This window comes from Rhodococcus sp. B50, from assembly GCF_013602415.1.
In the GTDB taxonomy this organism is placed as follows: Bacteria; Actinomycetota; Actinomycetes; order Mycobacteriales; family Mycobacteriaceae; genus Rhodococcus.
In genome coordinates this window covers 3,176,388-3,198,539 of sequence record NZ_WPAG02000002.1, presented here as the reverse complement: position 1 = coordinate 3,198,539, position 22,152 = coordinate 3,176,388, and the positions used below count along the sequence as shown (strand labels likewise).

21 protein-coding genes are annotated in these 22,152 nt (G+C 66.9%); 11 read left to right on the top strand and 10 right to left on the bottom strand.

The genetic code is table 11. The annotated features are described in order from the left end of the window. Positions 1 to 36: 36 nt before the first annotated feature. The 5 genes from GON09_RS15100 to GON09_RS15080 are packed head-to-tail and all read right to left on the bottom strand — an operon-like array spanning position 37 to position 5,624. Positions 37 to 1,086 (bottom strand): acyl-CoA dehydrogenase family protein, encoded by a 1,050-nt coding sequence (locus tag GON09_RS15100; RefSeq protein ID WP_213932496.1) that lies wholly within the window; start codon positions 1,084 to 1,086, stop codon positions 37 to 39. Next, on the bottom strand, positions 1,083 to 2,054 hold the full coding sequence (locus GON09_RS15095) for an acyl-CoA dehydrogenase family protein (RefSeq protein WP_213932495.1): 972 nt from the start codon (positions 2,052 to 2,054) through the stop codon (positions 1,083 to 1,085). The genes GON09_RS15100 and GON09_RS15095 overlap by 4 nt, the downstream gene beginning before the upstream one ends. Then, positions 2,051 to 3,211, bottom strand: coding sequence for an acyl-CoA dehydrogenase family protein (locus GON09_RS15090; protein ID WP_213932494.1), 1,161 nt, complete (start codon positions 3,209 to 3,211; stop codon positions 2,051 to 2,053). Before GON09_RS15090 ends, GON09_RS15095 begins: the two co-directional genes overlap by 4 nt. Beyond that, positions 3,211 to 4,080 (bottom strand): enoyl-CoA hydratase, encoded by an 870-nt coding sequence (locus GON09_RS15085; protein WP_213932493.1) that lies wholly within the window; start codon positions 4,078 to 4,080, stop codon positions 3,211 to 3,213. The genes GON09_RS15090 and GON09_RS15085 overlap by 1 nt, the downstream gene beginning before the upstream one ends. Continuing rightward, complete coding sequence (locus tag GON09_RS15080) at positions 4,077 to 5,624, bottom strand: FadD3 family acyl-CoA ligase (protein ID WP_213932492.1); 1,548 nt, start codon at positions 5,622 to 5,624, stop codon at positions 4,077 to 4,079. The genes GON09_RS15085 and GON09_RS15080 overlap by 4 nt, the downstream gene beginning before the upstream one ends. Positions 5,625 to 5,668: 44 nt before the next feature. On the opposite strand from GON09_RS15080, the gene GON09_RS15075 reads away from it, so the two are divergent. From GON09_RS15075 to GON09_RS15055, 5 genes are all read left to right on the top strand, one after another. Beyond that, positions 5,669 to 6,877, top strand: coding sequence for an acyl-CoA dehydrogenase family protein (locus GON09_RS15075; RefSeq protein WP_213932491.1), 1,209 nt, complete (start codon positions 5,669 to 5,671; stop codon positions 6,875 to 6,877). Beyond that, positions 6,874 to 7,689, top strand: a complete 816-nt coding sequence (locus tag GON09_RS15070; protein WP_213932490.1) for an SDR family oxidoreductase — start codon at positions 6,874 to 6,876, stop codon at positions 7,687 to 7,689. The genes GON09_RS15075 and GON09_RS15070 overlap by 4 nt, the downstream gene beginning before the upstream one ends. 33 nt (positions 7,690 to 7,722) lie before the next feature. After that, entirely contained in the window at positions 7,723 to 8,334 is a 612-nt protein-coding gene (locus GON09_RS15065; RefSeq protein WP_213932489.1) for a TetR/AcrR family transcriptional regulator, read from the top strand. 9 nt (positions 8,335 to 8,343) lie between these two features. Then, complete coding sequence (locus GON09_RS15060) at positions 8,344 to 9,492, top strand: acetyl-CoA C-acetyltransferase (RefSeq protein ID WP_213932488.1); 1,149 nt, start codon at positions 8,344 to 8,346, stop codon at positions 9,490 to 9,492. 123 nt (positions 9,493 to 9,615) lie between these two features. Next, positions 9,616 to 9,885 (top strand): DUF2277 domain-containing protein, encoded by a 270-nt coding sequence (locus GON09_RS15055; protein ID WP_213932487.1) that lies wholly within the window; start codon positions 9,616 to 9,618, stop codon positions 9,883 to 9,885. 16 nt (positions 9,886 to 9,901) lie between these two features. Here GON09_RS15055 and GON09_RS15050 read toward each other — a convergent pair whose 3' ends face one another. After that, the gene (locus GON09_RS15050; RefSeq protein WP_213932486.1) at positions 9,902 to 11,104 is read right to left on the bottom strand and encodes a hemerythrin domain-containing protein; all 1,203 of its coding nucleotides are present in this window, start codon (positions 11,102 to 11,104) and stop codon (positions 9,902 to 9,904) included. Between the two features lie 29 nt (positions 11,105 to 11,133). Then, positions 11,134 to 11,790: a TetR/AcrR family transcriptional regulator gene (locus GON09_RS15045; RefSeq protein WP_213932485.1), complete on the bottom strand. Its 657-nt coding sequence runs from the start codon at positions 11,788 to 11,790 to the stop codon at positions 11,134 to 11,136. Positions 11,791 to 12,001: 211 nt separating this feature from the next. On the opposite strand from GON09_RS15045, the gene GON09_RS15040 reads away from it, so the two are divergent. The 3 genes from GON09_RS15040 to GON09_RS15030 are packed head-to-tail and all read left to right on the top strand — an operon-like array spanning position 12,002 to position 15,285. Continuing rightward, entirely contained in the window at positions 12,002 to 14,317 is a 2,316-nt protein-coding gene (locus GON09_RS15040) for a carbon starvation CstA family protein (RefSeq protein ID WP_213932484.1), read from the top strand. Next, positions 14,314 to 14,496 (top strand): YbdD/YjiX family protein, encoded by a 183-nt coding sequence (locus tag GON09_RS15035; RefSeq protein WP_197481868.1) that lies wholly within the window; start codon positions 14,314 to 14,316, stop codon positions 14,494 to 14,496. Before GON09_RS15040 ends, GON09_RS15035 begins: the two co-directional genes overlap by 4 nt. A 15-nt stretch (positions 14,497 to 14,511) precedes the next feature. Beyond that, positions 14,512 to 15,285, top strand: a complete 774-nt coding sequence (locus GON09_RS15030) for a crotonase/enoyl-CoA hydratase family protein (RefSeq protein WP_213932483.1) — start codon at positions 14,512 to 14,514, stop codon at positions 15,283 to 15,285. A gap of 18 nt (positions 15,286 to 15,303) precedes the next feature. On the opposite strand, the gene GON09_RS15025 is transcribed toward GON09_RS15030, so the two are convergent. Beyond that, on the bottom strand, positions 15,304 to 15,930 hold the full coding sequence (locus GON09_RS15025; RefSeq protein ID WP_213932482.1) for a response regulator: 627 nt from the start codon (positions 15,928 to 15,930) through the stop codon (positions 15,304 to 15,306). Next, positions 15,927 to 17,141, bottom strand: coding sequence for a sensor histidine kinase (locus tag GON09_RS15020; RefSeq protein WP_213932481.1), 1,215 nt, complete (start codon positions 17,139 to 17,141; stop codon positions 15,927 to 15,929). Before GON09_RS15020 ends, GON09_RS15025 begins: the two co-directional genes overlap by 4 nt. A gap of 126 nt (positions 17,142 to 17,267) precedes the next feature. On the opposite strand from GON09_RS15020, the gene GON09_RS15015 reads away from it, so the two are divergent. From GON09_RS15015 to GON09_RS15005, 3 genes are all read left to right on the top strand, one after another. Then, entirely contained in the window at positions 17,268 to 18,335 is a 1,068-nt protein-coding gene (locus tag GON09_RS15015) for an ABC transporter permease (RefSeq protein ID WP_213932480.1), read from the top strand. 29 nt (positions 18,336 to 18,364) lie between these two features. Continuing rightward, positions 18,365 to 19,063, top strand: a complete 699-nt coding sequence (locus GON09_RS15010; protein WP_213932479.1) for an ABC transporter ATP-binding protein — start codon at positions 18,365 to 18,367, stop codon at positions 19,061 to 19,063. Positions 19,064 to 19,163: 100 nt separating this feature from the next. Then, positions 19,164 to 20,096 carry a DUF5996 family protein gene (locus GON09_RS15005; protein WP_213934459.1) on the top strand — a complete coding sequence of 311 codons (933 nt, stop codon included), beginning with the start codon at positions 19,164 to 19,166 and terminating at the stop codon, positions 20,094 to 20,096. Positions 20,097 to 20,104: 8 nt separating this feature from the next. Here GON09_RS15005 and GON09_RS15000 read toward each other — a convergent pair whose 3' ends face one another. Beyond that, positions 20,105 to 22,105, bottom strand: coding sequence for a CocE/NonD family hydrolase (locus tag GON09_RS15000; RefSeq protein ID WP_244866465.1), 2,001 nt, complete (start codon positions 22,103 to 22,105; stop codon positions 20,105 to 20,107). Positions 22,106 to 22,152: the final 47 nt, after the last annotated feature.

The window sequence follows — 22,152 nt, the reverse complement described above, 5'->3', positions numbered from 1 at the left end:
ATCTCCTTCCGCAGGGATCGCCGCCGACGATATTGCTCAGGCCGAGACTGCGCCCAGGTATTCGCGAGGTTGCCCGAACAACTGGGCGCTGCCGTGCGCGCGCTTGAAGAACAGCTGCGCGTCGTGTTCCCACGTGATCGCGATCCCGCCGTGGAGCTGCACGGCCTCCGACGCGACCTGCTGGAAGGCCTCCGAGCAGTAGATCTTCGCGGCGTACGCGTCCTGCGGATCCTGCGACAGTGCAGCCGCATACGACATCGAACGTGCGGTCTCCACCAGTGCGTACATGTCGGCCATGCGGTGCTTGAGCGCCTGGAACGAGCCGATGACGCGTCCGAACTGCTTGCGGTTCTTCGTGTACTCGACGGTCAGGTCGAGTACCGCTTGCGCAGCGCCGACCTGCTCGGCGGACAGGGCGATCGAGGCGGATGCCCGCAGCCGGTCGACGAGATCGTCGGACGACGACAGGCGGCGACCGGTCACCGCGGAGAACGACACCTCCGCGAGCGCACGCGTGGGATCCATCGTGGGAACACGGCGGCGTGTCACCCCGTCGGTGTCCGGGTCCACCTCGAACAGGGCCACCGAGTCGTCGTCGGCCGCGAGGACGAGCAGGGTCGATGCGGTGTCACCCCCGAGCACGTAGTGCGCGGTCCCGGTCAGCACGTCCCCATCGGTGCTCACGCCGGGATGTTGCCATCCGGTGGCCGACGCCCAGCACACCGCGACGACCTCGCCGGCCGCGAGGCCGGGGAGCAGGCGCGCCGCCGCGTCGGCGTCACCGGACAACAGCACGGCCTGCGCTGCGAGCACCGCCGACCCGAGGAACGGCGACGGTGTGAGCGTGCGGCCGAGCTCTTCGAGCACCACGTGGGTTTCGACCCACGAGGCACCCACACCGTCGTATTCCTCCGGGACGGCGAGGGCCGCGACCCCGATCTGTTCGACGAGCATCGTCCACAGGTCGTCGTCGTACCCGCTGTCGGTGGTGATCGCGCGCCGGACGGCAGCCGAATCGGAATGCTTGGCGAGCAGGGTACGCACCGATTCCCTCAGTGCGGCACGCTCTTCCGTCTCGAACGTCATGATGCCTCGCTCTCCAGAGCTGCGACCACCCGGGCCCGGTGCTCGTCGGGGGTGCCCCATGCGGTGACGAGCGCGCGGACCTTCGTGATCCACAGCGACAGATCGTATTCCTGGGTGTAGCCGATCGCACCGTGCACCTGCAGGGCCGTACGCGCGGCGAGATGGGCGGCGTTCCCGCACGCGACCTTCGCGGCCGAGACGTCCCGTGCGGCGGTCGGCAGGCCGGCGCGCACCGCCAGAGCGGCGCCGTGCAGGAGCGGGCGCGCCATCTCCAGCGCGACCGCCACCTCCGCGAGGTGGTGCTTGATCGCCTGGAACGAACCGATCGCGCGGCCGAACTGCTTGCGTTGCTGGGCGTACTCGACGGTGGTGTCGAGCAGCGTGCGGCCCAGTCCCTGGAGCTGCGCGGCGGAGGCGAGGACACCGATGTCGAAAGCGGCTGCGATATCGATGGATCCGAGCGTCTCGGCCGGGGTGAGCGAGGTGAGCGTCCGTGACCTGTCGACCGACGCGCGCGACTCGCCGGGGGTGCCCACCGAGACGGTGCCGTCGGCGACGTGCAGGGCGAGAGCCGCGACGTGCGTGTCCACGGCGTAGGGCACGTGGGGGAGCATCGCGACGGTGGCGAGCGAACCGGCGGCCAGCGGGCCGAGGCGCTCGGGCGCGACGGCGGCGAGCAGAACCGGCGCCACCGCCACGGTTTCGACCACCGGTCCGGGCACGGCGTGCCGGCCGAGCTGTTCGACGGCGACGACGAGGTCGACGGCGTCGGCGCCGAGACCGTCGTGGTCCTCGGCGACGAGCAGACCGTTGACACCGGTCTCGGCCAACCGCTCCCAGACCTGCAGGCCGGGGGCCGTGTCACCACTGTTCCATGCGCGGATCACCTGCGGCATGTCCGACTTGGTGAGCAGGGCGTCGATACTGGACGCGAAGTCCTCGTGGGACTCGTCGAGTGAGAATCTCATCGGTCACCCCTCGGAAGGCCGAGCAGCCGCTCGGCGATGACGTTCTTCTGGATTTCGTTGGTACCGGCGTAGATCGGGCCCGACAGCGAGAACAGATAGCCGTCGGTCCAGCCGTCGACGAGCTCGGCGTCCGCGCCCTGCAGGTCGAGTGCCGTCTCGTGTGCGGCGATGTCCCATTCGGACCAGAACACCTTGTTGATCGACGATTCGGCGCCGAGCTGCCCGCCCGAGGTCAGTCGCGTGACGGTCGCCCAGGTCGACAGCTCGTAGGCACGAGCGCCGATCCACGCGTCGGCGACGCGGTTGCGCAGCGCGGTGTCGCCGTGGAGATCGGAGTCGCGGTAGGCGCGCAGCAACCGGTCGGTGGTCGCCAGGAAGCGGCCCGGTGCACGCAGCGACAGACCGCGCTCGTTGGAGGCGGTGCTCATCGCGACCCGCCACCCCTCGTTCACGGCACCGATCACCCCGGATTCACCGGGACGCTCCGGGTCGTCGGGGACGAAGACGTCCTCGAGGAAGATCTCGGCGAATCCCGGCTCACCGTCGAGCTGCGGGATGGGACGCACGGTGACGCCCTCGGCACGCAGATCGAACATGAAGTAGGTGATGCCCTTGTGTCGCTGGGCATCCGGATCGGAACGGAACAGACCGAAGCCCATGTCGGCGTAGGACGCGCGTGAGCTCCACGTCTTCTGGCCGTTGAGCAGCCACCCACCGTCGACCTTCGTGGCGGTCGAGCGCAGCGACGCGAGGTCCGAACCCGACTCCGGCTCCGACCAGGCCTGGGCCCAGATGTCGTCGGCGCGGGCCATGCGCGGCATGATGCGGGCGAGCTGCTCGGGATGCGCGTGCTCGAACAGGGTGGGCGCGAGCAGGAAGATGCCGTTCTGGCTCACACGGCCGGGAGCGCCGGCGCGGTAGTACTCCTCCTCGAACACGACCCACTGTTCGAGGGTCGCGTCGCGGCCACCGAGGTTCTCGGGCCAGGAGACGACCGACAGGCGAGCGTCGGCGAGGGTTCGCTCCCACTGCCGGTGTTCTTCGAAGCCCTCGGCCGTGTCCATCGACTTCAGCGGGGTCTTCGGCACGTTCTCGGTGAGAAAGGCGCGCACCTCGTCGCGGAACGCGAGGGTGGCGTCGTCGAGTTGCAGATCCACTACTTCGCTCCTTCTGCCGGACGCGCGCTCGCAGCCATCGACTTGGCGTTCATGCCACCGAGGGAGTCGGTGCCGACCTCGGCGTTGTGCGCATGGGCGAAGTGGTGCAGGCCGAACACCGAGTCCATACCGTTGCGCATACCCATCTGGTCCTCGCACTGGTTGACGGCGCGCTTGGTGAGTGCGAGACCGAAGCGGGGCATCTCCGCGATGCGGGCGGCGAGAGCGAGGGTCTCGGACTCGAGCTCGTCGCGCGGGACGACCCGGTTGACCATGCCCACCTCGTACGCGCGCTGCGCCGAGAACCGGTCGCCGGTGTAGAGGATCTCCTTCGCGAAGCGGGTGCCGAGGACCCACGGGTGGGCGAAGTACTCGACGCCGGGGATGCCCATGCGCACGACGGGGTCGGAGAAGAAGGCGTCCTCGGAGGCGACGATGAGGTCGCACACCCACGCGAGCATCAGGCCGCCGGCGATGCAGGCACCCTGCACCGAGGCGATAGTGGGCTTGGGGATCTCACGCCAGCGACGGCACATCCCCAGGTACACCTCCATCTCCCGGGCGTAACGCTGGTCGCCGCCTTCTTTGTCGACGTGGTCCCACCACATGACGGCCTTGTTGTCGTAATGCACGTGGTGGTCGCGGCCGGGGGTGCCCAGATCGTGGCCGGCGGAGAAGTGCTTGCCGTTGCCGGCCAGCACGATCACCTTGACCTCGTCGTCCTCGACGGCCTTCTCGAAGGCGGCGTCGAGGGCGTAGGTCATGACCGAGTTCTGGGCGTTGCGGTAATCGGGTCGATTGAGAGTGACGATCGCGACGCCGTCGCGCACCTCGTAGGTGACGACATCGGGTTCGAACGGGACGGTCATGACTTCTCCTCACGCAGAACGTTCTTCAGTACCTTGCCGGACGGGTTTCGGGGCAGCGCATCGACGAACCGAACCGATCGCGGCGCTTTGAAGTTGGCGAGTTTCTCTCGGGCATACGCGATCACGGAGTCCTCGGTGAGCGGATGTCCGTCCAGTGGGACGACGAACGCCTTGCCGACTTCGCCCATGCGCTCGTCGGGGACACCGACCACCGCGACCTCGTGCACTCCCGGCAGGCGCAGCAGCGCCGCCTCGACTTCGGCGGGATACACGTTGAAGCCCCCGCTGATGTACATGTCCTTGAGACGGTCGGTGATGTCGAGATAACCGCGCTCGTCGAGTACGCCCACGTCGCCGGTGTGGAGCCAGCCGTCCTCGTCGATCGTCTTCGCTGTGGCCTCGGGGTCGTCGAGATATCCCAACATCACGTTGGGACCGCGCAGCAGGATCTCGCCCTTGTCGCCGATGCGCACCTCGAAGTCGGCGGTGGCGCGACCCGACGAGTTCGACACGGTCACGGGATCGTCGTCGATACGGCACATCGTGGCCACCACGGCTTCGGTCTGTCCGTAGGCGGTGAGCACCGCGTCGAAGCTCAGTTCGTTCTGCATGCGTTCGACGAGGGCGACGGGCACCGGTGCGGCGCCTGTGACGGCGACCCGCAGAGTGGACATGTCGTAGTCGTCGCGACGCGGGTGGTCGAGGATGCTCTGGTAGATCGTCGGCGCGCCGGGCAGCACGCTGATGTTCTCCTGCGCGACGATCGCCATGACCTTCTCCGTGTCGAATACGGCCATCGGCACGACGGTGGAGCCAGCGAGCAGTGCGGCGACGAAACCCGCCTTGTAGCCGAAGCTGTGGAAGAACGGGTTGATGATCAGGTAGTTGTCGTCGGGGGTCAGCGCGGCGCATTCGGCCCAGGCCTGTGCGACACCGATCAGCTGACGGTGTGCGCTCAGGACGCCTTTGCTGCGGCCTGTCGTGCCGGAGGTGAAGAGGATGTCGCAGACGTCGTCGGGCCGTACCGATCGCGCGCGCTCGTCCGCCTGCTCGAGCAACGACTCCGTGGCGAGGCCGAGGAAATCCTCCCACTCGAAGACACCACGGTCCGGTTTATCGCTGCCGCCCAGCGGGATTCGTATCACCGTGGGAACGGTGAGGTCGGGTGCGGCCTCGCGCAGAGCGCTGAACCGGTCGGAGCCGAGGAAGTCGCCCGCGACGACGAGGGCGGTGGCCTGCACACGTTCGACGATGTCGGCTGCCTCGCTGCCGGTGTACCGGGTGTTGACGGGGACGACGACCCCGCCCGCCCAGTGCACGCCCAGTGCGGCGACCTCCCAATGGAAGGTGTTCGGGGACCAGATCGCGACGCGCTCACCGGGTTGCAGACCTCGCGCCACGAGCGCGGCAGCGAAAGCCCGGACGTGTTCGTGCAGTCGAGCGAAACTCAATCGGATGTCGCCGTCGACGAGGGCGCACCGGTCGGCGTGGTCGCGGACGGCACGGATGAGGGCGGCCGGCGTGGTTCCGGGTGTTGTGTTCACGTAGCTCCCTACCTAGCAATTGCTTGGTAGGTTATCGTACAGACGTGCACGAGAGCGAGAGCCAGGACAATGCGGAGTTCGCGGCCACCGTACGGCAGTGGCTCGAAGAGAATCTGACCGGCGAATTTGCCGAGCTCAGAGGCAAGGGCGGGCCCGGAAGCGAACATGAGTTCTTCGATCAGCGACTCGCGTGGGACCGCCACCTGGCGGCTGCCGGGTGGACCTGCATCGGGTGGCCCACCGAGTACGGCGGACGCGGTGCGAGCATGGATCAGCGGGTGATCTTCCACGAGGAGTACGCGAAGGCGAACGCGCCCGCACGCGTCAACCACCTCGGTGAGGAACTGCTCGGCCCCACCCTCATCGCCTTCGGGACCGAGGAGCAGAAGAAGCGCTTCCTGCCCGGGATCCGCAACGTCACCGAACTGTGGGCGCAGGGATACTCCGAGCCGGGCGCCGGCTCCGACCTCGCCAATGTCTCCACCACCGCGCGCCTCGAGGGCGACAAGTGGGTGATCAACGGCCAGAAGGTCTGGACGTCACTCGCCCACGTCGCGCAATGGGCGTTCGTCGTCGCCCGGACCGAACCCGGCTCGACCCGCCACCACGGCCTGAGCTTCCTGCTCGTGCCCCTCGATCAGCCCGGTGTCACGGTGCGACCCATCCAGCAGCTCACCGGCACCTCCGAGTTCAACGAGGTCTTCTTCGACGACGCCGTCACCGATGCCGACCTCGTCGTCGGTGCCCCCGGCGACGGATGGAAGGTCGCGATGGGTCTGCTGACCTTCGAGCGCGGCGTATCCACCCTCGGGCAGCAGATCGGCTTCGCCCGCGAACTCGACAGCATCGTCTCCGTGGCGGAGACCAACGGTGCGATCGATGATCCGCACATCGGCGAACGTATAGCCCGAGCCCGAATCGGCCTGCGGGTCATGCGTGCTCATGCGCTGCGCACCCTCGGCGACGCCGATCCCGGCCAGGCTTCGGTCGCGAAACTGTTGTGGGCCAACTGGCATCGCGACCTCGGTCAGCTCGCCATGGACATCCAGGGCGCGTCGTCGCTCGTCGGACCGGGCCACGATCATGCCGGAAATCCCTCCGATATCACCGATCCCGAGCACCTCGAACTCGCGGAGTGGCAGCGTCTGTTCCTGTTCACCCGCGCCGACACCATCTACGGCGGATCCAACGAGGTCCAGCGCAACATCATCGCCGAGCGTGTGCTCGGCCTTCCCCGGGAGGCACGTCCGTGACCGCTTCACCCCAGACCACCTCGCCCCTCGCGACCCCGCCCGTCGAGACCCCGGGCCACGGCCTGCTCGCCGGCAAGAAGGTCGTCGTCACCGCCGCCGCCGGAACCGGCATCGGGTTCTCCTCCGCACGGCGGGCGCTGCTCGAGGGTGCCGACGTCGTGATCTCCGACTTCCACGAACGCCGACTCGGTGAGGCTGCGGACAAGCTCGCTGCCGAGTTCCCGGAACAGCAGGTCGCGTCGATCGTGTGCGACGTCTCGTCCACCGAACAGGTCGACGCGCTCATCACCGGCGCAGCCGAGACGCTCGGGCGCATCGACGTCCTCATCAACAATGCCGGGCTCGGGGGTGAGACCCCGGTCGTGGACATGACCGACGAACAGTGGGATCGCGTTCTCGACATCACGCTCACCAGCACCTTCCGCGCGACCCGCGCCGCTCTGCGGTACTTCCGCTCGGTGGATCACGGCGGTGTGCTCGTCAACAACGCCTCGGTCCTCGGCTGGCGTGCACAGCACTCGCAAGCGCACTACGCCGCCGCGAAGGCCGGTGTCATGGCCCTGACCCGCTGCTCCGCGATCGAGGCTGCCGAGTACGGGGTGAGGATCAACGCCGTCGCCCCGTCCATCGCGCGCCACGCCTTCCTCGCGAAGGTCACCAGCGAGGAACTGCTCGACAACCTGGCCGCCGGTGAGGCATACGGTCGCGCGGCGGAGGTCTGGGAGGTCGCGGCGACGATCGCCATGCTCGCCAGCGACTACACCACCTACCTGACCGGCGAGGTCGTGTCGGTCTCCTCTCAGCGCGCATGAGCTCGCCACCCGTCGGCTTGAAAGGATGTCTCCATGACTCCTGCTCGTGACGACAACGCCGGCAAGTCCGGACGCCGCGCGGAACTGCTCGACATCGCCGCCGACCTGTTCGCCTCACGCGGCGTCCGAGCAACGACCGTGCGCGACATCGCCGATGCCGCCGGGATCCTTTCCGGAAGCCTCTACCACCATTTCGATTCGAAGGAGTCGATGGTCGACGAGATCCTGCGCGCGTTCCTCGGTGATCTCTTCGATCGGTACCGCAAGATCGTCGCGTCGGGTCTTCCGTCCCGCGACACCCTCGCGGCACTCGTGACGACCTCCTACGAGGCGATCGACCGGTCGCACGCCGCGGTGGCCATCTACCAGGGCGAGGCCAAACACCTCGAGGGCGATCGCTTCGCCTACATCGGCGAACTCAACACCGAGTTCCGCGACCTGTGGGTGGGGGTGATCGAACGCGGCGTCGCCGACGGCTCCTTCCGGCCCGACGTCGACGTCGAACTCGTCTTCCGGTTCCTGCGCGACACCGTGTGGGTGGCGGTGCGCTGGTACCGGCCCGGAGGCTCCCTCACTATCGATCAGGTTGCCCAGCAGTACCTTTCCATCGTTCTCGACGGACTGTCGAACCAGAATTCTTCCTAAGGAGACATCATGACCGAGGCCTACATCGTCGACGCGGTTCGCACCCCCATCGGCAAGAAGAAGGGCGGGCTGGCGGACGTGCACCCGGCCGACCTGGGCGCGCACGTGATCAAGGCGCTCGTCGATCGCACGGGCATCGACCCCGCCGACGTCGACGACGTGGTGTTCGGTTGCGTCGACGCCATCGGTGGCCAGGCCGGCAACATCGCCCGCACCTCGTGGCTCGCCGCGGGCTACCCGCAGCACGTGCCCGGCGTGACCGTCGACCGCCAGTGCGGGTCGAGCCAGCAGGCCCTGCACTTCGGCGCACAGGCGATCCTCAGCAACACCGCCGACCTCATCGTCGCCGGTGGAGTGCAGAACATGACGCAGATTCCGATCTCCGCGGCCATGATCGTCGGACAGCAGTACGGCTTCGACAGCCCCTTCGGCGGCTCGAAGGGATGGACCGAGCGCTACGGCGACGATGAGGTCTCGCAGTTCAAGGGCGCCGAGATGATCGCCGAGAAGTGGGACATCAGCCGCGAGGAACTCGAGAAGTGGGCACTGCAGAGCCACGAGCGCGCCAAGGCCGCCATCGCCGAGGGGCGCTTCGACAACGAGATCGTCCCGCTCGGTGACGCCACCGTCGACGAGGGACCGCGCGAGACCAGCCTCGAGAAGATGGCGTCGCTGCAGCCGCTCGTCGAGGGCGGCCGCCTCACCGCCGCCGTCGCCAGCCAGATCTCCGACGGCGCGTCCGCGGTACTGCTCGCGTCCGACGAGGCCGTGAAGAAGTACGGGCTGAAGCCCCGCGCGCGCATCCACCACCTCAGCGCCCGCGGCGACGACCCGATCTTCATGCTCACCGCTCCCATCCCGGCCACGCAGTACGCCCTCGAGAAGGCCGGTCTGACGATCGACGACATCGACTTGATCGAGATCAACGAGGCCTTCGCGCCGGTCGTCCTCGCCTGGATCAAGGAGATCGGCGCCGACCCGTCGAAGGTCAACGTCAACGGTGGTGCGATCGCCCTCGGTCACCCGCTCGGCGCGACCGGCACCAAGCTCATGGCGACGCTGCTCAACGAGCTCGAGCGCACCGGTGGCCGCTACGGTCTGCTCACCATCTGCGAGGGTGGCGGCACCGCCAACGTGACCATCATCGAACGCCTCTGATCTGCTCCTTCGTATCCGCGCGCCCGTTCGTCATCCGCTGCTGCGATCGCCGCAGCGGACGGACAGCGGGCGCGCGGAAGCGAACGTATGGTCCGGTCCGGAGGTGACGTCTACCCTCGAATCATGTGCCGGAACATCACGGAGCTGCGCGGGCTCGAGCCGGCTGCGACCGCCGAGGAGATCGAAGCGGCTGCGCGGCAGTACGTCCGTAAGGTCAGCGGGATCCACAAACTTTCCGACGCCACCCGGGAGCCCTTCGAGCAGGCCGTCGCCGAGGTCACCGCGACGACCATGCGATTGCTCGAGGCCCTTCCCGAGCGGCGGCAACCACCGCCGTCGGTGCCGCCGTTACGTCGGCCCGAGGTGCGGGCGAGGATCGCCGCACGCGGCTGACCCACCACCCACCCGCTTACGCGGAGCGTCGCATCCGTTCCGGCGATGTGCCGCCGGGCGGGCCGGCGACGAACTGCCGCTGCAGCGCCTCCAGATTCTGGTGCATCTGAGGGCGCATGTCGCGGTGCTGTGGTTGCACGCGGGAGTAGAGCGCGAGGAGAGGCCGGTAGGGCAGCGTGTGAATCCGGTAGCCGTGCGTCACCCGGGTCCCGTCGCCGTCCGTCGTGAAGGTGTACGACCAGGTCGTCGAGTCGTGGTACAGCGGGTTGCGCCGGTCCGAGACGGTGCGGAACTCGAACGCCCGGCCCCGCTCGGCGGTGGTCACCTCGCACACCCGCGACCAGCGCATGTGATGTGCGCGGTTGCGCCCGCGGAACCGGGCTCCCACGGTTCCCGGGGCCCGGCCCGGAAGCCATGCGCAGCTGCGGCATTCGGGGCTGCGGTCGCCGATGTGGGTGACGTCGGCGACCGTGTCGTACAGTTCGTCGGCCGGGGCGTCGATCCACAGTTCGACCGCACCCTCGGTGCGGAAGGGGCGGGGGAGTCGAGGACCGACGTCGAGGTCGGCACCCCACCGGTCGGCACATGCACGCAGGTAGGACCGCCGGAAGGCATGGAGGAGGACGAACCGGGTGATGGGGTCGACCTTGCCGACGACGACGTCGTAGTCCTCCCGATCCACGCCGTCGATCAGCCAGTGGGCTTCGATGCCCAACTCCCGCTTGATTTTCGATGCGATGAACACACGCTGCTCCACCTCGTCCCACTCGCGGGAGGTCAACGTCCGAGCGACGACCGGCATCGTCTCCGCTTCCTCACGCCGAAGGTGCGGTAGCAGTACCTCTCCGAGCGCGGTGAGAGACCGGAGGAGATCGTCTCGGGTACCGGGGTGCGTGCGGTGGTCGATGGCTGCAGCAGTGACCCGTTCGATCTCGGGGGCGATACGCGCGTGGTCTGCGTCCATCTCGTCGAGCAGTGCACCGGCCGCCGGATTCGCCTCGCGGACGAGGGGCCACAGTGCACTGTCCTCTCCGCTGTGGTGCAGATGCAGGAAATGCATCATCCACACGAGGTGATCCGCGAGCGCGACACGCCGGATCCCATCAGGACCGGGTTCCGTGCTCAGGACTGCCGTGGCGCGCGTGAGATCGCGGCGCAGGGCGGAGTGCACGATGCGCATGATCCGAGTGTCGGCGCCGGGGAGCGTAGGGGTTGTCATGACGTACTCCAGAAGGCGACGCCCGTGTGTCACACGGGGCCGAGGATGTGTTCTATGCGGTCGATCAGCCATGCCTCGTAGCGGGCACGACTCCAACCGCAGTGGTGGACGAACAGGGCGTAGACCTGGTCGTCGGTCTGGACCCACAGTTCGTCGATCCGCTCGGGATCGGATCGGTGGCCGGTGATCATCTCGGCGGCGTCGGTGACCGAACTCCTGCGCTGTGCGTCGAGATCGGCGATCGCAGTAGCGAGTACAGGATCCGTCGTGGCTCCGTGGCGAAGCGCCGCCGCCAACGGGTGGAGGCGCTCATTGATCACGGCGACCATGTGCGCGGCCGCCTCGATACGAGCGCCGACGGTGCGCCCCTCTCCGATTGCCTTGTAAGCCGGGCGTTCGGCCAGGGCTTTCTGCACGTCGTCGCCGACGACCGCAGCCTCTACAGCCGACTTCAACAACCGGGCCTTGGATCCGAATGCTGCATAGAGGGTTTCGACCGACACCTGGGCGGCTCGGGCGACGTCGCGCATCGCGGTTCCCGTCCAGCCGCGTTCAGCGAACAATCGGGCGGCGGCCTCGAGTGCCGCAGCTCGTGTCTGTGCCGCTTGCATCTGCCGTCGTGGCGAGCGGTAGCTGCGGGTTCCGGAACCCTCCGGAGCCGACGAGCCGTACTCCACCGTCGCCATACGACAAGCGTAGAACGCTCCCGTTTTCAATACAATGGCGTTCAGGTGATTTTCGGACATTCCTGTAATCGGAGACGGCGTATCGAGACATGCAAGTCCCGTCGGCGAACAGGTCGGGTCGGGTAGCGTCACGGTGGTCAGCAGCGTGCACGTTGTCGAGGACCGTCACAGGCGGTATGCGGAGTCGCGACGGTCCTGGTGAGGAGCCGATATGGCCGTCGATCCTGCGTCGAGAACGAGCGAAGTCGAGTACCTCCGGACCGATCCCGATCTTCCACCGGTCGGTGTCGTCGACCGGACACCGATCTCGCCTACCGCGCGCATCGTCTTCCTCGTGCTCGCGATTCTCGGTGCGGTCGCATGGTCGATCATCGCGCTCGTGCGCGGTGAGGAGATCAACGCGGTCTGGTTCGTCATCGCCGCCGTGTGCACCTATCTCGTCGCCTACCGCTTCTACGCGAAGTTCATCGAACGCAGGATCGTGCAGCCACGCGACGATCGTGCGACACCCGCAGAAGAACTGGAGAACGGCAAGGACTACATGCCGACGGACCGTCGGGTGTTGTTCGGCCATCACTTCGCCGCCATCGCCGGCGCCGGCCCGCTCGTCGGCCCGGTTCTCGCCGCCCAGATGGGCTATCTCCCCGGCACGATCTGGATCATCGTCGGTGTCGTCTTCGCCGGTGCGGTCCAGGACTTCCTCGTCCTGTGGATCTCGTCGCGCCGCCGCGGCCGCAGCCTCGGTCAGATGGCCCGCGAGGAACTCGGACCGATCGGTGGCGTCGCGGCTCTGATCGCGGTCTTCGTCATCATGATCATCCTCATCGCGGTGCTCGCGCTGGTGGTCGTGAATGCGCTCGCCGACAGCCCGTGGGGTCTGTTCTCCATCGCGATGACCATCCCCATCGCGTTGTTCATGGGGGTCTACCTCCGGTACCTGCGACCCGGCAAGGTTGCGGAAGTGTCACTGATCGGCGTCGTGCTGTTGCTCGTCGCGATCATCGCGGGCGGCTGGGTCGCCGAGACCGACTGGGGAACGAACTGGTTCACCCTGTCCCCGGTGACGATCTCGTGGTTGATGATCGCCTACGGATTCGCGGCGTCGGTGTTGCCGGTCTGGCTGCTGCTCGCCCCGCGCGACTACCTCTCGACCTTCATGAAGGTCGGCACGATCGTCCTGCTCGCGATCGGGATCCTCGTCGCACGACCGAACCTGGAGATGCCCGACATCACGTCGTTCGCGATCGACGGCGACGGTCCGGCGTTCGCGGGATCCCTGTTCCCGTTCCTGTTCATCACCATCGCGTGTGGTGCACTCTCGGGTTTCCACGCGCTGATCTCCTCGGGGACGACACCGAAGCTGATCGAGAAGGAGAAGCAGATCCGGCTCATCGGCTACGGCGGCATGCTCACCGAGTCGTTCGTCGCGATCATGGCGCTGGTCACCGCCTGCATCATCGACCAGCACCTGTATTTCACGCTCAACGCTCCGGCCGCCGTGACCGGAGGCACTCCGGAGACCGCCGCCGCCTACGTCAACGGTCTCGGGCTGGGGTCGCCCGACATCACCCCCGAACAGATCTCGGCGGCAGCCGAATCCGTCGGGGAGGAGTCGATCATCTCTCGCACCGGTGGCGCACCGACGCTCGCGTTCGGCATGTCCCAGGTGCTCAGCGACCTGTTCGGCGGCGACAGCCTCAAATCGTTCTGGTACCACTTCGCGATCATGTTCGAGGCGCTGTTCATCCTCACCACCGTCGACGCGGGAACGCGTGTCGCGCGGTTCATGCTGTCGGACTCGCTCGGCAACTTCGGCGGTCCCGCTCGCCGCTTCAAGGATCCGTCCTGGCGACCCGGTGCGTGGTTGTGCTCCGCGGTCGTCGTCGGTCTGTGGGGTGCGATCCTGCTGATGGGCGTCACCGACCCGCTGGGCGGCATCAACACGCTCTTCCCACTGTTCGGCATCGCCAACCAATTGCTCGCCGCGATCGCCCTGACGGTCGTGCTCACCATCGTCGTGAAGAAGGGACTGGTGAAGTGGGCGTGGATCCCCGGCGTGCCGCTGGTGTGGGATCTGATCGTGACCATGACGGCGTCGTGGCAGAAGATCTTCTCCGGCGACCGCGCGGTCGGGTACTGGGCGCAGCACCGGGCCTTCGTCGACGCGAAGAACTCCGGAGCAACCACTTTCGGTTCGGCGAAGACTGCCGACGAGATCGACGCCGTCATCCGCAACACGTTCATCCAGGGCACGTTGTCGATCGTGTTCGCAGTGCTCGTGCTCATCGTGGTCGCCGCAGGAGTAGTGGTGTGCATCAGATCGGTCCGGGTCGGAGGTATGCCCACCACCGAGACACCCGACGTGCCGTCGAAGATATTCGCGCCCGCGGGTTTCGTGCCGACCCCGGCCGAGAGGGAACTGCAGAAGGAGTGGGACGAACTGATCGCATCGGGCAAGGTCCGCGCCCCGGGCGCCGCACACACCCATGCCTCGCGGCATCGCGACGGGGACGGAGGTGGGTCGTGATCACAGCACTGCGTCGGGCGTGGTGGTGGGTCGGGGCGGTCATGGGCGACCACGACTACGCGAGGTACGTCGAACTGCACCGCCGGCTGCATCCCGATCGGCCGCCGCTGAGCGAACGCGACTACTGGCGTGAGCGGCACGCCGCAGCAGATGCGAACCCGGGAAGCCGATGCTGTTGAGCGGGGAGGTCGGGCATGACGCCGTACGAATCGATCCGCGTCGAGACGCGCGATCGGGTGACGACCGTGATCATGGCCCGTCCCGAGCGCCGGAACGCGGTCGACGGTCCGATGGCCGCCGAGCTGGCCCACGCCTTCAGGGCATTCGACGCAGACCCCGCCGCCGATGTCGCTGTCCTCCACGGAGACGGTGGAAACTTCTGTGCAGGAGCGGATCTCACATCGATCGGTACCGACCGGCAGAACGTTCTCGGTGCGGACGGCGACGGCCCGATGGGACCGACGCGCCTCGTGCTCTCCAAACCGGTGATCGCGGCGGTGGAAGGCTACGCGGTTGCCGGTGGACTCGAACTGGCGATCTGGTGTGATCTGCGCGTCGTCTCCTCCGACGCGGTGTTCGGTGTCTTCTGCCGCCGGTGGGGAGTGCCGTTGATCGACGGCGGCACCGTTCGGCTGCCCCGCCTGATCGGCACGAGTCGGGCCATGGACATGATCCTGACGGGCCGGCCCGTCGGTGCGGCGGAAGCACGCGAATTCGGCCTGGCCAACCGCGTGGTCGAACCCGGAACGACGCGCGACGCCGCCGAACGCATGGCCCGGGAGATCACAGTCTTCCCACAGACCTGCATGCGCAACGACCGCCGCTCGGTCAACGAACAGGTCGGCCGTTCCGAATCCGAGGCGCTCGGATTCGAATTCACTATCGGCATGGAGTCCGTCGGAAGTGACACGGTCGGAGGGGCCGCGCGGTTCGCGTCCGGGGAGGGCCGACACGGTTCGTTCTCCTGACCCGATCCTCGACACCGATCACACGATCAGGCCCCGCTCGCGCGCCGCGACCACTGCGGCGGTGCGATTATCCACCTCCAATTTGGTGAACGCGTGCACCAGATGGGATTTCACGGTTGCCTCGCTGACGAAGAGCTGTTTGGCGATCGCACGATTGGACAACCCTTCGGCGACCAGCGACAGCACTTCGATTTCGCGGGCGCTGAGGTCGGCGCGGGGCTGCTGCATGCGGCGGTAAAGGCGCTGGGCCACGTCCGGGTCCAGGACGGTCTCCCCACGGGCCGCCGCGAACACCGATTCGATCAGCACTTTCGGGTCGGTGTCCTTGAGGAGGTAGCCCGCCGCACCGGCTTCGACCGCGCGCAGAATATCCGCGTCCGTGTCGTAGGTGGTGAGTACGACGACCCTCGGCGGATCGGCCGCCGTCAGGATCCGGGCGGTCGCCTGCGCCCCGTCGATCCCCGATCCCAGACGCAGATCCATCAGCACCACATCGGGTTTCGCGGCCGACGCCGAAGCCACGGCTTCCTCACCCGACGATGCTTCGGCCACCACCACGATGTCATCGTGCGACGCCAGCAACGCGCGTAGTCCCGCCCGTACCACCGGGTGATCGTCGACGAGCAGTACACGTACCGCACTCATGCGACCCGCCCGACCGGAAGGGTTGCGGCAACCGCGGTTCCGTCTCGGGGTGCCGATTCCACGACGAGTGTGCCACCCAGTTCGGCCAGTCGTTCCCGCATCGACCGTAAGCCGAATCCACCGTCCTGACGTTGATCGAAGCCGATACCGTCGTCGACGATATCGAGCCGTACTTCGTCGGATGCGTAGCTCAATGTCACCCGTACCCGACGCGCCCGCGAATGCAACCGCACGTTGGCGAGAGCACTCTGGGCGACGCGGAGCAAGGCGACGTCGAAGTCCGTCACCAGCGGGATCGGATCGCTGTCGGTGAGCAGGTCACCGGTGATTCCGGTCTGCTGTTCGAGTTGGTCGAGCAGGCGCCGCAACGCGGATTCGAGCGGTGCGGACTCGAGCGCAACCGGCGCGAGCGCGTCGACCACCCGGCGGGCCTCGATCAGATTCTGCTGCGCGGTGTCCGCGATCTGCGCGAAGATCGCCGCGGAATTGTCGGGAGCGCGCTGCCCGGCTCGAGAGAGCAGCAGAATGGACGAAAATCCCTGCGCCAGAGTGTCGTGGATGTCACGCGCGAGGCGGGAACGTTCGGTCAGTGCGCCCGCTTCCCGTTGCAGCGCGACCAATTCGTCCTGCGCCCCGAGCAACTCTCGGTGCGCCTCGGTGAGTTCGTCCACCAACTGCTGTCGCTGCGCGGACTGCCGCACCAACTGTTGATAGACGACGGCCATTCCGGCGGCAGCTGCCGCCCCGAACACCGGTCCGAGAATCGAGGCAACCGTGTTCGTGGTGCCGTGCCACAGCGTCGCTGCGATCGCTATCGCGGTCAGCATGATCGTCACCGTCAACGCGACCGGAGTGGAGAACAGGGGAAAGCACAAGAAAAACAGGGCGAACGCCAACCAGACGAAATTGACATCCGCCACCACGAGAGCCAGCCAGCCCAGCCCGAGCGCCGCGAACCAGATCTGCCCCGATCGGCGCTGTACCGGCTCCCCGTTCTCGAAGCCCTCACGCCGCGCGAACCAGATCCCGAAGAGATACCACCCCGCCACCACGACAGCGAGCGCGACGATCGGAACGGGATGAGCACTGTCGGTAACCGTGCGCACGACACCCACCGCGAGGAGCAGGAAGAACAGCAGATGGGCGCCGAATTGCATGGCGCGTAGCACCGGCACGGCCCCGTCCGAGTGAGACCCATCGGAATTCCGCATTTCGCCCACTCTAATACCGCACTATGCCGTCGACCGCACCGATCGGAGATCTCCAACTTTCGATGGATCAGCGAACCCAACCAATGCGCGATGCCGGGAATGCTCCCTTGCACGACGCTGAGATGCATGTTCCTCGCTTTCCGTGATCTCCGCTTCGCCAAAGGTCGCTTTACGCTGATGACCTCGGCCCTGTTCCTCATTTCGCTGATGGTGGTCACGCTGTCGGGGCTGACCTCCGGACTGGGTAATCGGTCCATCGCTGCGATCGGGAACATCGGCGCCGACCACTTCGCATTCGGTGCTCCCCCCGATGGCCGCTCGGTCTCGTTCGCCGAGTCGACCGTGACGACGCGGCAGTATGCGGAACTTGCGGAGGCCGACGGTGTCGATGCTGCGTCGATCATCGGGGTGGCGCCCGCTCGGATCAGCGTCGACGGTCGAGAAGTCGCCGCTTCTGCGTTCGGCGTCGACGGGCATTCTTTCGCTGCTCCGGTCGTGCTCGGTACCGGCTCGGTAGCCGTGGACGCCGACCTCGCCAAGGACAACGGATGGACGAACGGAACACGGATTTCGATGAGCGGAAAGGTATTCACCATCACCGCTCTGGTCGACGACTCGTTCTACAGTCATCAGCCCGTGGTCTGGATGGACCACGACGCATGGATGTCACTGCCGTCGGCCGGTGGCAGTGACGGCACCGTCGTTGCATTGCGTACCTCCGCAGGGTTCGACGCCGATTCTGTCGGTGAGGCGACCGGGACGGCCGTCACCGACGGCCGCGGTGCGCTGAATGCGATCGGGTCGTACACCTCCGAGCGTGGATCGCTGCTGTTGATGCAGACGATGCTGATGATCGTCAGCGCCTTGGTCGTCGGAGCCTTCTTCACGGTATGGACCATCCAGCGCGGCCAGGACCTCGCTGTGCTCAAGGCTGTCGGTGCCTCCACCCGCTACCTGCTCCAGGACGCACTCGGGCAGAGCTCGATCGTGCTGGTACTCGGATCCGGACTTGGAACCCTGGCCGCAGCCGGTCTCGGAACGGCAGCCTCGCAGTCGGTTCCGTTCTCGCTCACGGTGTCCACCACCGCGGTTCCGTTCCTCGCCCTCGTTGCGACGGGCATGATCGGCGCGGCCGCTTCCCTGGTCCGTATCGCCAAGGTCGACCCGCTCGCTGCCCTTGCAGCCGCTCGATGAGTCATCTACCGAGAACGAAGGACTTCGACATGAGTATCTGCTTACGCAACATCGTCCTCAGCTATCCCGACGGTGACGGGCATCGATGCGTCCTCGACGACGTGGATTTCGAGGTCCGACGCGGCGAATTCGTGGCCGTGACCGGTCCTTCCGGGTCCGGCAAATCGAGCCTGCTCGCTGTCGCCGGCCTGCTCATCACCCCGGATTCGGGTCGTGTCGTTATCGACGGCAGCGACATGACGGGACTGGACCGTGACGAGCGCACGACCATGCGACGCGAGAAGCTCGGATTCGTGTTCCAGCAGTCGAACCTGCTGCCCTCGTTGACCGCAGTCGAACAACTGCAGATGATGTCCCATCTCGCCGGCGACTCGGTCCGCGAGAGTCGTGCCCGTGCCACGGACCTGTTGTGTTCGTTGGGTCTCGACGGGCACCTGGACCGGCGTCCCCACCAACTGTCGGGAGGTCAACGGCAACGGGTTGCCATCGCGCGAGGCCTGATGAACGACCCCTCGGTGTTGCTCGTCGACGAGCCCACCTCGGCCCTCGACGAGAACCGCAGCCGCGAGGTCGTGGCCCTGCTCGCCGATCTGAGCCGGGATCGGGATGTGGCGATCGTGATGGTCACTCACGACCTGAGCCGGCTGACTCTCGTCGACCGCGCCTGTGCCGTGCGCAACGGGACACTGATACCCCTGCCTGGCTCCCTGCCGAGCACAATTCGCTGAAACAGCGACGAACTGTTGTCACGCGGTATCGGGAATCTTCCTGACCGGGCCATGGCTCCGGCTTCGGCGGAGTAGGGTCGATTTCCGGACCGCGGGAGGCATCGTGAACGACCCAGCACCTGTTTCCGGTGACGCGTGGCCGAGTCTGCGCACAGCGGAATGGACCGACACCCGGGACACCCTTCACATGTGGTTGCAGATCGTCGGCAAGATCCGCATGGCCCATACACCGATGGTCAACCACTGGTGGCAGACGACGCTGTACGTCACGCCGCGTGGGCTGGGCACCTCGTCGATTCCCTATGGGCACGCCGTCTTCGACATGGAGTTCGACTTCTTCGAGCACCGCCTGCACATCCGTGCGAGCGACGGTCGCAGCCGTTCGGTGCCTCTCATCGCACAACCGGTGGCGGAGTTCTACACCCGCACTTTCGGAGCTCTGGACGAGCTGGGTATCACGACCCGGATCCAGGGCATACCCAACGAGGTGGATCCGGCGATCCCGTTCGCACAGGACCGTGAACATGATTCCTACGACCCCGAGGCGGCTCATCTCTTCTGGCGGCAACTCGTGCAGGCGCACCGTGTCCTGCTCCGGTTCCGAGCAGATTTCCTCGGCAAGGTGAGTCCGGTGCACTTCTTCTGGGGTGCGATGGACCTCGCATGCACCCGATTCTCCGGACGCGCTGCTCCGCCCCATCCCGGGGGAATCCCGAACTGCCCCGACGAAGTGATGACGGAGGCCTACTCTCACGAGCTCAGCAGCTGTGGATTCTGGCCGGGCGGTGGGGACGAGGGGGCGTTCTATTCGTACGTCTACCCTGCACTCGAAGGCTTCGCCCAGTCTCCGGTGCGCCCGGACGCCGCCCTCTATGCCGCTGAGCTGGGGGAGTTCGTGCTGCCCTACGAGGCGGTGCGGACCGCGGCCGATCCCGACGCGGAACTGCTCCAGTTCCTGCGCAGCACCTACGACGCAGCCGCCCGGCTCGCTGCGTGGGATCGGGGCAATCTGGAGCGATCCGGCGCGGGCTGACGCGACTTCTACCGCACCACGGGGATCGTCACGAAACTCGGTGCGGTGGAGTTGAGTTCGAGGTGCTGCGGTCGCAGACCGCTCTCGACGAGCATCGGGCCGAGCGGGAGTGAACGTGGGACGCTCGCGGCATAGACGTCGACCCGGATACGGTGCCCCGGCTGCAGCACCGCTTCCGTCGGCAGGGTGCTGATGTCGAGGGTGGTCGGCTGCCCCGGGACGATCGGTTGCCGGGACTCGAGGGTCAGGACCGGATGTGCCTGCACGTAATCGCCGTCGGCGGTGAACGTGCTCTTCGAGTCATCGATCGCGCGCAGCGACGAGACGAGGGAACCGGTGGTGATCACGGTGGACCGTCCGTCCGGAGCGACGTCGTTCACGGAGACCGACCAGAACCCGTCGGTGGCGTCGAGAACGGTCTCGAGGTGCACGTTGACCGGCCCCGAGAGCACGGTCGGTTCGGTGACCGGCTCGCTCGTGAACGTGAGGCCCTCGGCCTCGTTGAACCGGGCGTCCTTCGTGCATCCCGCGCCCAGCAGCACCGCGAGGCCGGCTGTGCCCTGCGCGGCCTCACGGGAGCAGACACCGCGTAGACCAGGGGCGACAGTGAGTCGCTGCGCGGTCTCGGGTGCCGAGGCGAGGAGCGTGCCGTCGTGGAGAGCGTGCCCGGCGGTTCCGCTCGGCGCCGCAGAGAGGAAGAGCTTCTCGTAGTCGACGGCGCTGCGCGGGAACTCGTCAGCGGTGATCCAGCCGCCGCCCTGCTGCAGGAGGGTCACCGGACCGTACTCGTCGATACCGTTGTCGATGTCCTTGAGCCAACGGTCGAACCACGCGTGCTGGAGCGCTGTGATGTTCGGTGGGTGTCCCGGAGTGCCGAATCCGGTACCGAGGACAGCGTGGTAGCCGTCGCCCATCACCAGTTGTTTCCGGCCGGGTTCGACGGGGATGCGGTTGTAGATGTCGGGCTCGCTGTTGGCGAAGATGTCGTGCCAGTTCCCGAACACGAAGGCGGGCACCTCGATCGACTCGAGTCGTGCCTGCCGCTCCTGGTAGAACGGTCCGTCCTGCGCGACCTCGAGGGCGGAGGGGGAGGCGGTATCGATGCTCGGTGCGGTGAGCACCTCGAAGAGTTCGGGAAGCTTCGTCGCAGGATCGGCCATCCTGTCGCGCAACCACTGCGCGTCGAACCTGCCCTGGAGAAGTGCCTCCATGTCGGGGATCCACTTGAGACCGTTGACGAGGGCGAGCCAGGCAGGCATGAAACCCACACCCACTGCGCCACCGGTACCGACGATGTCGCGCAGCAGGTCGTTGCCGGGTTCGACGGCGAAGACCGCGTCGAGGGCGTCGGGTTGCAGCCCGGCGGCCTGGATCTGATTGATCGCGGAGTAGGAGACACCGGTCGTTCCGACACGTCCGTTCGACCACGGCTGCTTCGCTGCCCAGTCGATGACCTCGACGGTGTCCTGCTGTTCGCGCGGACCGAGGACGTCCCACTGCCCGTGGGAGAAACCGGTGCCGCGCACGTCGACGATCACCTGTGTGTAGCCGTTCTGCACCAGATCGCGGTCGAGTCCGAAGGCACGGCCGAGTTGCGTTGCCGGGGCTGCGAGTTCGGTGATGCCGTCGAAGGGAGCACCGAAGTTCAGAATGGATCCGAGCTCGTCCACCAGCGGGGCGAACTCCGGGGCCTCCATCGCAACCGACGCCAGCGTCGACAGCGGTTTGGTGTACGGGGTGAGACCCAGGACGACCGGTGTGGGTTCGTCGATCGGCGTGCCGTCGGCATGGGCGGGGCGGAAGACGTTGGCGCGGAGGACCGTCCCGTCGCTCAGGGTGATGGGAACGTCCCATTCGACGGCGGTGGCCGGGTAGGCGTCCGGAGCGTCGACGATGCGCTGCCAAGAGGCGCCGGCGGCACCGCCTGTGGGTTCGGCGGTCGCCGATCCTGCGGATGTGATCGTGCAGGCGACCACGGCCGCCACGACGAAAGCGACAGTGCGTGACATCACCCGGGCCCCCATGCCTCGGTAGCAGTTCTGCGCACGTTAACGCG

Excerpts from the sequence above, each read along its gene's own strand:
- GON09_RS15100 (WP_213932496.1), bottom strand. The coding sequence starts at position 1,086 with ATGACGTTCGAGACGGAAGAGCGTGCCGCACTGAGGGAATCGGTGCGT.
- GON09_RS15095 (WP_213932495.1), bottom strand. The coding sequence starts at position 2,054 with ATGAGATTCTCACTCGACGAGTCCCACGAGGACTTCGCGTCCAGTATC.
- GON09_RS15085 (WP_213932493.1), bottom strand. The coding sequence starts at position 4,080 with ATGACCGTCCCGTTCGAACCCGATGTCGTCACCTACGAGGTGCGCGAC.
- GON09_RS15065 (WP_213932489.1), top strand. The coding sequence starts at position 7,723 with ATGACTCCTGCTCGTGACGACAACGCCGGCAAGTCCGGACGCCGCGCG.
- GON09_RS15060 (WP_213932488.1), top strand. The coding sequence starts at position 8,344 with ATGACCGAGGCCTACATCGTCGACGCGGTTCGCACCCCCATCGGCAAG.
- GON09_RS15055 (WP_213932487.1), top strand. The coding sequence starts at position 9,616 with ATGTGCCGGAACATCACGGAGCTGCGCGGGCTCGAGCCGGCTGCGACC.
- GON09_RS15050 (WP_213932486.1), bottom strand. The coding sequence starts at position 11,104 with ATGACAACCCCTACGCTCCCCGGCGCCGACACTCGGATCATGCGCATC.
- GON09_RS15045 (WP_213932485.1), bottom strand. The coding sequence starts at position 11,790 with ATGGCGACGGTGGAGTACGGCTCGTCGGCTCCGGAGGGTTCCGGAACC.
- GON09_RS15040 (WP_213932484.1), top strand. The coding sequence starts at position 12,002 with ATGGCCGTCGATCCTGCGTCGAGAACGAGCGAAGTCGAGTACCTCCGG.
- GON09_RS15030 (WP_213932483.1), top strand. The coding sequence starts at position 14,512 with ATGACGCCGTACGAATCGATCCGCGTCGAGACGCGCGATCGGGTGACG.
- GON09_RS15025 (WP_213932482.1), bottom strand. The coding sequence starts at position 15,930 with ATGAGTGCGGTACGTGTACTGCTCGTCGACGATCACCCGGTGGTACGG.
- GON09_RS15020 (WP_213932481.1), bottom strand. The coding sequence starts at position 17,141 with ATGCGGAATTCCGATGGGTCTCACTCGGACGGGGCCGTGCCGGTGCTA.
- GON09_RS15015 (WP_213932480.1), top strand. The coding sequence starts at position 17,268 with ATGTTCCTCGCTTTCCGTGATCTCCGCTTCGCCAAAGGTCGCTTTACG.
- GON09_RS15010 (WP_213932479.1), top strand. The coding sequence starts at position 18,365 with ATGAGTATCTGCTTACGCAACATCGTCCTCAGCTATCCCGACGGTGAC.
- GON09_RS15000 (WP_244866465.1), bottom strand. The coding sequence starts at position 22,105 with ATGTCACGCACTGTCGCTTTCGTCGTGGCGGCCGTGGTCGCCTGCACG.